Genomic DNA, 12,470 nt, shown 5'->3' on the forward strand with positions numbered 1-12,470 from the left:
GGGATCAAAAGCAGAATGCAGAAACCATTATGGCGCATAGATGCCGAATATATGACAGCTTCAATTCTCCTTATACACATCGCTTTCGATTTTTTTCTTGTATTATCATCGGCGTCCATATATGACGTTTCTCTGCTCAACTCATAAGCTCCTCGAGCCGTGCATTGGCTTCTTCGTGTCCTTGACTTGCGGCGCGTTCATAATAGTCTTTTGCACGCTCGAGATCTTCCTCAACATGTAGGCCTTGTTCATACATTTTTGCCAGCTGGAATTGAGCTTCTGGATTGTTTTCATACTCGGCCATGCCATTATAAATCTCATAGGCATCTTCAAGGTTGCCTTCTGTCAGATAGAATGCGGCTCTTTTTAAATGATCTTGGGCTTTATCTGTTTCTGACTCACCTCGTATTGAATCATCTTTTAGAATGTCAGCGATGAGTGAGCGTTGATCTTTGCGGAGATCATTTCTTTTCGCGAGTATTGATAAACGCTCAAGCGCCTCAGGATTGTTTCGTTCGGCGGCTTGTGCATAATACTCAATGGCTATATCTAAATCAGCATCCACAATCACAAATCCTTCTTCATATATTTCACCGAGGCGCAATTGAGCATCGCTACCCCCTTCTTCTGCTACAAAATAGAGAAAGTCTATAGCCTTACCGAGTTCCAATTCAACTTTATCGCGGCTTTTCTGTGCAGCGAGCTCGTAGTAATGACGAGCCATAGCTATATCTTTGGGGATATCGTCGTTACCATAGAGGTAGATTTTCCCAAGGTTTATGTTTGCTTTGAGATTTCCTAAATCAGAAGCCTTTTTATAGAATGTTACGGCTTCAGGGAGGGTTGATTTTTGATGTAATTGACGTCCTTTATAATAAAGGGCTATAGCCAAATTTTCGCCTTTGCCTGAGATTTCAGTATTGGGTGCTGCTTTAAGAAGGTAAAAAAGGCTGAGAGGATCGAAACTATCTTCTGGATCAGGAAGTGTGATTTTTTCGATGTGAAATAAAGAAAAAGAGGGTAGTCTTTGGAAAATTTTTGGATCAATTTTTAAGAGGGATTCAATCTCTTCCGCGTTAAGGCTTGTTTTACTCTCATCAAAAAGAAAGGGAGCTTTTGAGTCAAGAAAACTGAGATTTTCTTGATCTATTTGATTGCTCACTTCTTCAGCGGTTGGATAGTCTATAGGCGTTGATTGAAGATTGATGAAGCAAAGACGAGTTCTACCCATTGGTGAGAAGTCTGGATGGTCTGGTGATGCTTCATTTTTATATTTCGTTTGTATATAAGCAGCGATTTTTTCAAGGGAATCATAAGAAAGCGCGCTATGGTGAGGATTATAATTCTCTTCGATCCCTGTGTTATTAGAATCGAAATAGTAATATTTTCCTTCGCGCTTCATGATAGAAATGCCATGTCCGGATATTCCTATCAAGACAGATAATTTGGCAACATTGTTTTCGGTGAGATTTTTTTCAAGCATGGGAAGAAAATGGGTTATATCAGCGAGACCAGCCATGATTTGAGTTGTTTCGCTGACTTGGAATTTATCACCTAGAATCATTCTAAAATCTACTAAATGGGTTTGATTATAAGGAACGGAAGGCATTTGTTTTAAGAGGTCATTTGTTTCAGATATTTGATTTTTACCCCATTGACCCACTTCAATGAGGTTTTGTTGTTCAAAGCGGATGATTTGAATCAGCTCTTTGACTTTGTTTGTAAAAGCTAGACGTGCTTCTTGATCAGGTGTCAGGCCTTGTTTATCACCATTTTGGTATTTGATGTATGAAAATCCTTCAGGTGCTTCATATAAATCGCCATCCCATCTTAGAATGTCATTCATGAGATCATTATATTCGTGCGTGCGATCGGATTGATCAGTCGGATCTTTTAAAAGGGCGAGTTGTGTAAAATAGAGAGAAAAGCCCTGGCACTGACCTTCTAATAGATCTTTTATGATGCTATTGATGGTTTTTTCATCATAAGCGGCGGGGTTTTGAGCTTGGAGCTGTTTAAGAATGTCCACAAATTTGTTGAGGAGTCTATCTTGATGAATGAGTGTTTTGGATTTGGGAGCCTCAGTGCGAGGCCTGGCAAGACTGATCTGATTCAGGATCTCTGCTTTTTTGTTCTCGATCTCTTTTAGTTTCTTTTCAGTGTCTTTGCCCTCTTGCTGAAGAGTTGAGAGCTCAAAGAGAAGTTTTGAGAGTTCGCTTTTGAGGGCGATAAAGGTCTTTTGAGAATCATTGGTGCGAGAGTCACGGATGTGAAGGTCAACTTCCTTCATGACTTTGTCAATATTCTGAGGCGCCTCAGCTTTTGCAGCTGCAGGTTTTTCTTGCTTTGGTGCTTCTTCGTTTTTGGCAGGCGATGGTTGCTCAGGTGCCGGTTTTCCTATTAGCCAACTAAACCAAGACATGATTCTCTCCTTGTTTTTTCTCTCACTGTCAATTATTTTATCATGTTTATTTAAAATTTGAAATAAAAATAATTGGAAGGGGTTTCTTTTTAAAAAAGAGGCGCTGAGGGTTAAATTTATCTTGCAATTTGGCGAAAAGTTCAGTATTGTCCTAGATAGTTGAATAATAATCCTTTGAAGTGAGCTCTGGCTCACTTTTTTTGTAGGATTTTTTGGCTAGGAATTTGTTAGAAGTAGGCTTACGTAAATGACACTAGAAGAAACACTAAAAGCATTGGTTTTACCCATACTGGATGAAAATGGCTTTCATCTTGTACGCCTTAAATTTATGAGTTCATCACGGACTCTCCAGATCATGATTGAGAATGAGAAGGGTGAGGGGCCAACAGTTGATGAATGCAAAAAGATCAGTCGTGAAGTGGCGACGCTTCTTGATGTAGAAGATGTTATTTCTGGTGCTTATTATCTTGAAGTGAGCTCGCCGGGGATTGATAGGCCATTGGTGAAATTAACAGATTTTGCTAAATATGTTGGCTTTGAAATCAAAGTAGAACTGCTTGATCCGATTGATGGACAAAAGAAATTTAAAGGCATGCTTGAAAAAGTAGATGGAGACGTTCTTTTTATCGAAGATTCTGGTAAAAAGGTATCATTCTCTTTTTCAGACATTTATGAAGCAAAACTCGTGATGAATGATCATCTACTAAAGTTTTTCAAAGAAAAACATAAGGCGGAGCAGGCATTAAAAGATGCAAGCGATCATTCAGATATTACAGATTAACCACAACACTAAGGACAGGAAAGAAAATGGAACTCTTACAAGTTGTTGACAGCGTCTCACGCGAAAAAAAGATTGATAGAGAAGAAATTATTGGAGCCATGGAAGAGGCGATCCGCAAAGCCGGTCGTTCTAAATATGGTTATGAATATGATATTAGAGCTCATATTGACCGCAAATCAGGTGACGTGAGTCTTTTCCGCTTCCGTGAAGTTGTTGAAGAGATTGAAAATCCAGCAACACAAATGCTGCTGAATGAAGCAAAAGCAATTCAGCCAAATGTTGAAGTGGGTGAATTTATTAAAGACGAATTGCCTCCGATTGAGTTTGGTCGTGTTGCTGCACAAACTGCACGTCAGGTGATCATTCAAAAAGTACGCGATGCTGAAAGACAGCGTCAGTTTAATGAATTTGAAACAAGAGTTGGTGAAATCATCAACGGTGTTGTTAAACGTGTTGAATATGGAAACGTAACGCTTGATGTTGGCGGTGCTGAAGCTATTATTCGTCGTGATGAGCTGATTCCAAGGGAACAGTTTAAGTTGGGCGATCGTGTCAGAGCTTACATTAAAGAAGTGCGTCGTGAGTTAAAGGGTCCACAGATCTTTTTGTCAAGAACAGATCCTATGTTCATGGTCAAACTCTTTACGCAAGAAGTGCCGGAGATTTATGACAATGTAATTGAAATTAAATCAGTTGCGCGTGATCCAGGTAGCCGTGCGAAGATTTCTGTATTCTCATCAGATCCATCACTTGATCCGGTTGGGGCATGTGTTGGTCTTCGTGGAAATAGGGTTCAGGCTGTTGTGAATGAGCTTCAGGGTGAAAAAATTGATATTGTTCCTTATTCTGAAGATACAGCTGCATTTGTTGTGAACGCATTGGCGCCAGCAGATGTGACAAAAATCATTGTGAATGAGAAAAATGACAAGCTTGAGGTTGTTGTGCCGGATGATCAATTGTCTCTTGCGATTGGACGTCGTGGTCAGAATGTAAGACTTGCCTCAATATTGACAGGTTGGAGCATCGATATTCTAACAGAATCACAAGAGTCTGAAAAAAGACAAGAAGAATTCAAAGAAAAATCTGAACTCTTTAAAGAGGCTTTGGATGTGGATGATGTGATTGCGCATCTTCTTGTGACAGAAGGTTTTGAAGATATTGAAGATGTTGCTTATATCGATACATCTGAACTTTCAACGATTGAAGGATTTGATGAAAGCATTGCAGCTGAATTGAAAAATCGTGCTGAAACATTCATTGAGAAGCGTCAAAAAGAAATTGAAAAGAAATTCAAATCTCTGAAAGTTCAAGAAGATCTCATCAATTTTGAAGGCCTGACACAGGAAATGGTCGTAAAATTGGCTGAAAATGGTGTGAAGTCGCTGGATGATCTTGCTGATCTCGCTGGTGATGAATTGTCTGATATTATTGGCTCATCTAAAATGCCACTTAACAAAGCTGATGATTTGATTATGAAAGCCCGCGCCCATTGGTTTGCTGACGAAGAGCAAGCTGAATCATCAGACGAACAGGCTTAATCAGGGTATCAATAGAGGATCTTCATTTGGGTGATATTGTAAACGATCAGATTCGTCAAACAGACAAAGCGAAGCAAGGTTTAAAAACCTGTATCGTGAGCCGGAAGTTACTGCCGCGCGAGGAGATGTTTCGCTTTGTTTTATCACCTGAGAATCAATTGATCTTTGATTTAGATGAAGAATTGCCAGGTAAAGGCGTATGGCTTGAAGCAAGTCGTGATTCTTTTGATAAGGCTCTGAAATCAAAAGCTTTTGATAAGGCAGTAAAGGGCAGGCCTCTTTTAGACTTTGTATCGCATGAGCATATTGTGAATCGGTTTAAGCTTAAGTGCCTTTCGTTTTTGGGTTTTGCTCAAAAAAAGGGTGATGTCATTCATGGGTTTGAGAAGATAGAGTCTTACTTGAAGCTTTTATCTGATCCCAAAAAAGCGAAGAAAGATTCCGGTTTTACTGGGCTTCTGCTTTATGCGGATGAGTCTGGGGTTAATCTTGACAAATTACAAGCCAAAGCCAGAGCTATGGGGATTGCTGAGATAGAAGGTCTTTCTGTTCTTGAGCTCTCAAAAGCAATTGGACGCGATGATGTTGTCTATCTTTATATGAAGGGATCACCTTTGTCAGAGAAAATTTTATTTTTATATCGGAAGTTGCATAAATATAACGGTTTGAAAAATGAGACACATAAACAAAATAATTACTATGAAAATTCGTCATTTGTGGTAAAACAGTATTAATAGAGTAGGTACAAGATATGACATCCGATAAAAAAGCGAATTCAAATACGACATTAAGTCTTTCATCTTCAACATTGGGTTTGAAGAATGATGGTGATGCTGCACAAAAAGCTGCAAGAGGAGGGTCATTCAATCCTTCTAAAAAGTCAGTTTCCATTGAAATCAAAAAGAAACGGACGATTGATCGTCCTGGTTCATCTGCAAAAGGTGGCTCAGTTGGAAATCGCAGGGAAGATGCGCAGCGCTTAGATATGGAGCGCGATGCACGTGCAAAAGCATTGCTTTCATCAAGAGCGAGTGAGGGTGCTGAGAATGCAAAAATCAATGTACAGGCTCTTTTAAAGAACGCACAGGCAGAAGAAAAATCGAAACAGGCAGCTGAACAAGAAGAGCGTGAACAGATGCTCGCTGAGCGTGAGGAGAAGAAACGACTGAGTCAAGAAGCAGCTAGAGTGCCTGCAAAGCCATTAAAAACTGTTGATAAAACATCGTTGCGTCAAGACGAAATGAAAGAGCGCGATGAAATTAATGAGCAGCTCAAAGAGCAACAGCAAAGAAGACCGGCTTCACCAACGACACAAAGCAATACAGCTGATTCATCAGCTGTGCGTACCAAAAGTTTTGGAGAGCAGCAAGCTGTTTCAACGCGTGAACATACTCCATCACCCTTTAAAAAAGGTGTTGATCATAAGCGTTTCATTGAAGACGAAGAAGAAACAGAAAAAAGCAAAGCTCTTAAAGCGTTGGCTCGCAGAGCTGAAGAGAAGCGTCAAACACATAAATTGAATGTGTCTAAAGTTCTCAGCGGTTATTCTGAAGACGAAGAAGGCAGGTTTGGGTCAGGTAATCGTCGTTTCAAAAAGAAAAAAATGAAACACGAGGAAATTGAAAAGGTTAAAATCATTCGTGATGTGATTCTGCCAGAATTTATTACGGTGCAAGATCTTGCAAACCGTATGGCAGAACGCAGTGCTGATGTGATTAAATCCCTCATGAAGCTTGGCATTATGGTAACAATCAATCAGGTCATTGATGCGGATACAGCAGAATTGGTTGCTTCTGAATTTGGCCATAAGATTCAAAGAGTTGCTGATTCAGACGTTGAGATCGGTATCAGAGAATCCACTGATGAGAGCTCAGATAAGATGATTCCTCGTCCACCTGTGGTAACGATTATGGGCCACGTCGATCATGGTAAAACATCCTTGCTTGATGCTTTACGTTCAACAGACGTTGCAGCGAAAGAAGCTGGTGGAATCACACAGCATATTGGTGCTTACCAGATTCAACTGAAAGACAAAAGCCGTATTACCTTTATTGACACGCCTGGCCACGCAGCCTTTACTGAGATGCGTGCACGTGGTGCGAATGTGACAGATATTGTTGTGTTGGTTGTTGCAGCAGATGACTCGATCATGCCACAAACGATCGAGGCGATTAACCATGCAAAAGCAGCGAATGTGCCAATTATCATTGCAATCAACAAGTGCGATTTACCAACAGCTAATCCAAATAAGGTGAAGCAAGATCTTTTACAACATGAAATTGTTGTGGAAGATATGGGTGGTGAGTATCTGACTGTTGAAGTTTCAGCCAAATCGAAAATGGGTCTTGATAAGCTTGAGGAAATTATTTTGCTCCAGGCTGAAATTCAAGATTTAAGAGCAAACCCAAATCAAAAAGCACAGGGTGTGGTGGTTGAATCTAAGTTGGAGCAGGGCAGAGGTTCTGTTGCAACGATTCTGGTTCAAAAAGGAACCTTGTGTGTTGGTGATATCTTTATTGCGGGTTCTGAATGGGGTCGTGTTCGTGCGCTCATCAATGACCGTGGTCAGCAAATTAAAGAAGCAATGCCGTCATTACCAGTCGAGATTTTTGGTCTGACAGGAACGCCAAGTGCGGGTGATGATTTCATCGTTGTTGAAAATGAAACAAAGGCAAAAGAAATTGCAGCCTACCGTCAGCGTAAGATTAAATTGTCTCAAGAGCAGGTCTATTCAAAATCACGTCTTGAAGAAATGTTCAATAAAATCAAGTCTGATGAGATGAAAGAATTGCCTGTGATTCTGAAGAGTGACGTTCATGGTTCTCTTGAAGCGATTGCTTTTGCGCTCACAAAAATTACGGGCGAAGAGCATATGGTGCGTGTGAAGATCATTCATACATCCGTTGGTGCGATTACGGAAGCGGATATGACATTGGCAAAAGCATCAAATGCAATTATGATTGGCTTTAACGTTCGTGCAAATCCGCAAGCGCGTGAACTCGCTAAAAAAGATCATATTGAGATTAAATACTACTCAATCATCTACGATATTATTGATGATATGAAGGGTATGCTCTCTGGAATGCTTGCGCCAAAACGCAAAGAGACCTTTACGGGCTATGCTGAAATTCGTCAGGTGTTTAACATTACCAAGATTGGTAAGGTTGGTGGTTGTATGGTCACAAATGGTATTATCCGCAGAGGTGCAGGTGTTCGCTTGCTCCGCGATGATGTGGTGATTCATGAAGGTAAATTGAAAACATTGAAGCGTTTCAAAGATGAAGTGAAAGAAGCACGCGAAGGTTTTGAATGCGGTATGGCTTTTGAAAATTATGAAGACATTAAAGTTGGCGATGTGATCGAGGCCTTTGAGGTTGAGCACATTCAGCAAAGCCTATAGAGCGTCAATATATATTAAGAATTTGGATATTTTAAATGAGAGAACATGGGGCTAGTAAAGGGCCGTCCCAGCGGCAATTAAGAGTAGCGGAAGAAGTCAGGCATGCATTGGCTCAGTTTATTGCGCGTGGTGATTTTATGATTATGGGATTTCCCTCGATTTCCCTTACGATTACTGAAGTGTCGATGAGCCCTGATTTAAGAAATGCAATGATCTATGTGTCAGCCCTTGAAAAGGATGAAGTTGATACGGCAATTGAGCTTCTGAATAAGAATGCCTATATCTTCAAGAAGTTTTTAGCGAAGGCTATCTATTTAAGAACAATGCCGCAGCTGCGTTTTAAATATGATACAAGGCTTGAATATGCACAAAAAATTGAAACGCTTCTTAATGAGATTAAGAAGTAAGGTGTTTCAGATTGAGTGGGGTAGTACAACGTCACTCAGAGCCCTCCTTTCAGGAGGGCGTGGAGTCTCCAAGGTCTCACAATAAACATTGTGTTCAATTGTTAATTTGATGAGATTCCACGCCACCTCTTAGGGAGGTGGCTCTGAATGACGGTTTTTTATTACAAAACAAGAGATGATGGTAGGGTTCTGCTGGAGTCAATCGTCAATAAAACAGTTGTAATACAACATTTAAAAGGTAACATGAATGAGTAACGGCAACACCCTCAACGGCTGGATTTATTTGAATAAGCCACTTGGCCTTACGTCACGTAAGATCTTAAATCAGTGCCAGCGGCTTTTGTCTGTGAAAAAAGCAGGCTATGTTGGAACGCTTGATCCACTTGCAACAGGCGTTCTGCCTTTGGCCTTTGGTGAGGCTTGTAAGACAATCTATTATCTTGAAAAGGCCGATAAAGAATATCGCTTTAAAGTGAAATGGGGTATTGAAACGGCCACAGGTGATTTGGAGGGTGAGATTATCAAAACATCGCCAATTATTCCGTCTGTTGATGCAATTTTGAAGGCAATTCCTCAATTTGTTGGTCATATTTCTCAAAGGCCGCCGCGCTACTCTGCGATTAAGATTGATGGCCAAAGGGCCTATGATCTTGCGCGCAAAAATGTTGAATTTGAATGTGAAAAGCGTGATGTTCATATCGAATCCCTGCAATTACTGAGTTTGGAGGGGCATGATTCAGGGGAATCAGAGTTTCTGGTCTCATGTAGCAAGGGGACTTATGTCAGGCAAATTGCGGTCGATTTGGCCGAGGTTCTTGGGACTTGTGCGACTGTTATTGCGCTTCATCGAACAAGGTTAGGTAAAATTACAGAAGATATGACGATTTCGCTGGATTTTTTAGAAAAAAGAGTGCATGATGGCGAATCAAATACTTTTCTACACCCATTGGGAGTAGGGCTGGACGACATCCCGGCAATTTTTATTTCTGATGAAGAAGAGAAGTATCTTAGGTATGGGCAAAAAATTTCTCTAGAGCCTAATCGATTCAATCTGAGCGTATCTCAGTCAAATCAATTAGATCATTGTGATGAAGACCAAGAGCCTGTCTATTTGGCGAAGTGCCAAAATCGGCTTGTTGGATTTGTTGTCAGAGAAGAGGATTGCTTGAAGGCCAAAAGGCTTTTTAATATCTAAATTTTTAACACCTAATAATGGAGTATACGATGTCGATTACACAAGAAAGAACAAGAGAGCTTGTCAAGCAGTTTGGCGCAAGCGATAAAGATACAGGTTCAACTGAAGTACAAGTTGCAATTCTGACAGAACGGATTCGTGCTTTAACAGAGCATATGAAAATCCATAAAAAAGATTTCCACTCACGCAGAGGCTTGCTCATTATGGTTGGTCAACGCCAAAGCCTGTTGAAATATTTGAAAAATAGTAACGAAGCACGTTACAAAAAAGTAATTGCTGATCTTGGACTCCGTAGATAAGTCACGATTGGATGAAACAAATATATCGACATCACCGATAAATAAAGCCGCTTCTCTTCAGTTTATACTGAGGTGGAGCGGTTTTTACTTTATAAAGTCGATTTGAGATTGATAATGACCTGATTTTTCTGAATCATCATGATAAATAAGAGAAATTGAATAGACAGAGATTAGGCATAAGTAGAAATTCGAAAAGCGAAATTTCAGCAAGGATAGATCGGCAAGGTCTGAAATTTCATATTAAAAACAACCGATCAAAATGAATAAACAACTAAGGAAAAACAGATGTTTAATATACATAAAAAAGAAATGATGTGGGGCGGGAAAAAGCTCACCATTGAAACAGGAAAAGTGGCCCGTCAGGCGCTTGGTTCTGTTGTTGTCACTTATGGCGAAACAATTGTTCTCGGAACAGTTGCTGCAGCGAGCTCAGCAAAGCCTGATATTGATTTTTTCCCACTCACTGTGAACTATCAAGAAAAGGACTTTGCTGCTGGTAAAATCCCTGGTGGCTTCTTTAAACGTGAAGGTAAGCCTCGTGATAAAGAAACACTGACAAGCCGTTTGATTGATCGTCCAATCAGACCTTTGTTTGTCAAAGGGTATAAAAACGAAACACAAGTGATTGTAACCGTTTTAACACATGATTTAGTGAATGATCCTGATATTCCAGCGATTATTGCAGCGTCAGCCGCTCTAACTCTCTCTGGTTTGCCATTTTTAGGTCCAATCGGTGGTGTGCGTGTTGGTATGGTTGATGGCAAATTTGTTTTGAACCCAACATTGGCTGAGATGGAAACATCGACTCTTGACCTTGTTGTTGCTGGTACAAAGCAAGGCGTGTTGATGGTTGAATCTGAAGCAAAAGAATTGTCAGAACAACAAATGCTTGATGCTGTGACTTTTGGTCATGACTCATTCCAGCCTGTGATTGATATGATCATTTCATTGGCGCAAGAATGTGCAAAAGATCCTTGGGAAATGCCTGAGCCAACTTACGATGCTGTTGCTCTCTATAAAGAAATGCATGCAAAAGTCTGTTCTGATCTCTCAGCGGCTTATAAGATTCGCGACAAAAAAGGCCGTCGTGATCGTATTGATGCGATTAAAAAAGAGGCATTGGGTGCTTATGAAGGCAATGAGCTTTATTCAGCTGTTGTTCTGCAATCGACTTTCAAAGAACTTGAAGGCGAAGTTGTGCGTCAAGACATTCTGAAGACAGGACAGCGTATTGATGGTCGTGACACAAAGACAATCCGTCCGATTGTGTGTGAAGTTGACTTTTTGCCAAGAACACATGGTTCAGCCCTTTTCACCAGAGGTGAAACACAAGCAATCGTGGTTGCAACTCTCGGTACAAAAGATGATGAACAAATCATTGATGCTCTTGATGGTGAATTCCGTAAAAGATTCTTGCTTCACTATAACTTCCCTCCATATTCTGTGGGTGAAGTTGGTCGTATGGGAACGCCTGGTCGTCGTGAGATTGGTCATGGTGAACTTGCATGGCGTGCAATTAATCCTGTTCTGCCATCAAAAGAAGAATTCCCTTACACCATTCGTATTGTTTCTGAAATCACAGAATCAAATGGATCGTCTTCAATGGCAACTGTTTGTGGATCGTCATTAGCGCTACAAGCTGCTGGTGTTCCTTTGGCAAAACCTGTTGCAGGTATTGCAATGGGATTGATTAAAGAGAAGGATCAGTTTGCTGTTTTGAGTGATATTTTGGGTGATGAAGATCATCTTGGTGATATGGATTTCAAAGTGGCTGGTACAAAAGACGGTATTACTTCTTTGCAAATGGATATCAAAATCACATCTATCACAAAAGAAATCATGGAAATTGCGCTTCATCAAGCTCAGGAAGGTCGTATGCACATTCTGGGTGAGATGGCAAAAGCCATTTCAACACCGCGCTCTGATCTGAGTGATTATGCGCCGCGCATCACAGTGATCAATATCGACAAAGATAAGATCCGTGAAGTGATTGGTTCTGGTGGTAAAGTGATTCGTGAGATCACAGAAACAACAGGCGTGAAGATTGAAATTGAAGATGATGGAACAATTCGCATTGCATCGAACGATGGTGTTGCTTCGAAAAAAGCAATTGACTGGATTCAAAACATTGTTGCTGTTCCAGAATTGAACAAAATTTACGAAGGGAAAGTTGTGCGTATGCTTGAATTCGGTGCTTTTGTTAATTTCTTGGGTAACCATGATGGTCTTGTTCATATTTCTGAAATTGCGAATCGTCGTATCAACAAAGTTGAGGACGAGCTCAAGCTTGGTGATGTTGTGAAAGTGAAAGTGATTGGCTTTGATGATCGTGGTAAAATTCGTTTGTCAATGAAGCAAGTTGAACCAGCTGAAGGTTCAGCAGAACCAGCTTCTGCGGCGCACTAATCGATACTATCCGTTGAGATTA

At 40.5% G+C, this 12,470-nt stretch carries 9 protein-coding genes; 8 read left to right on the forward strand and 1 reads right to left on the reverse strand.

Annotated features, from left to right (window positions below; all coding sequences use genetic code 11):
- Positions 1 to 136: 136 nt before the first annotated feature.
- The gene (locus tag KBF71_03620) at positions 137 to 2,422 is read right to left on the reverse strand and encodes a sel1 repeat family protein (GenBank protein MBP9877404.1); all 2,286 of its coding nucleotides are present in this window, start codon (positions 2,420 to 2,422) and stop codon (positions 137 to 139) included.
- Positions 2,423 to 2,669: 247 nt separating this feature from the next.
- Here KBF71_03620 and KBF71_03625 point away from each other — a divergent pair, with 247 nt between their 5' ends.
- The 8 genes from KBF71_03625 to pnp all read left to right on the forward strand — a co-directional run bounded on the left by KBF71_03625 (position 2,670) and on the right by pnp (position 12,448).
- Positions 2,670 to 3,203, forward strand: a complete 534-nt coding sequence (locus tag KBF71_03625) for a ribosome maturation factor RimP (protein ID MBP9877405.1) — start codon at positions 2,670 to 2,672, stop codon at positions 3,201 to 3,203.
- Between the two features lie 26 nt (positions 3,204 to 3,229).
- Positions 3,230 to 4,741, forward strand: a complete 1,512-nt coding sequence (gene nusA / locus KBF71_03630) for a transcription termination/antitermination protein NusA (protein ID MBP9877406.1) — start codon at positions 3,230 to 3,232, stop codon at positions 4,739 to 4,741.
- A 26-nt stretch (positions 4,742 to 4,767) separates the two neighbouring features.
- Positions 4,768 to 5,475, forward strand: a complete 708-nt coding sequence (locus tag KBF71_03635; GenBank protein ID MBP9877407.1) for a DUF448 domain-containing protein — start codon at positions 4,768 to 4,770, stop codon at positions 5,473 to 5,475.
- 17 nt (positions 5,476 to 5,492) lie between these two features.
- Positions 5,493 to 8,141 (forward strand): translation initiation factor IF-2, encoded by a 2,649-nt coding sequence (gene infB / locus KBF71_03640; GenBank protein ID MBP9877408.1) that lies wholly within the window; start codon positions 5,493 to 5,495, stop codon positions 8,139 to 8,141.
- A 35-nt stretch (positions 8,142 to 8,176) separates the two neighbouring features.
- Entirely contained in the window at positions 8,177 to 8,548 is a 372-nt protein-coding gene (gene rbfA, locus KBF71_03645; protein MBP9877409.1) for a 30S ribosome-binding factor RbfA, read from the forward strand.
- Positions 8,549 to 8,795: 247 nt separating this feature from the next.
- Positions 8,796 to 9,743: a tRNA pseudouridine(55) synthase TruB gene (truB, locus tag KBF71_03650; protein MBP9877410.1), complete on the forward strand. Its 948-nt coding sequence runs from the start codon at positions 8,796 to 8,798 to the stop codon at positions 9,741 to 9,743.
- Positions 9,744 to 9,772: 29 nt separating this feature from the next.
- On the forward strand, positions 9,773 to 10,042 hold the full coding sequence (gene rpsO / locus KBF71_03655) for a 30S ribosomal protein S15 (protein ID MBP9877411.1): 270 nt from the start codon (positions 9,773 to 9,775) through the stop codon (positions 10,040 to 10,042).
- A 285-nt stretch (positions 10,043 to 10,327) separates the two neighbouring features.
- Positions 10,328 to 12,448 carry a polyribonucleotide nucleotidyltransferase gene (gene pnp, locus KBF71_03660; protein ID MBP9877412.1) on the forward strand — a complete coding sequence of 707 codons (2,121 nt, stop codon included), beginning with the start codon at positions 10,328 to 10,330 and terminating at the stop codon, positions 12,446 to 12,448.
- Positions 12,449 to 12,470: the final 22 nt, after the last annotated feature.

It is taken from the genome of Alphaproteobacteria bacterium, from assembly GCA_018063245.1.
Taxonomy (GTDB): Bacteria; Pseudomonadota; Alphaproteobacteria; order JAGPBS01; family JAGPBS01; genus JAGPBS01.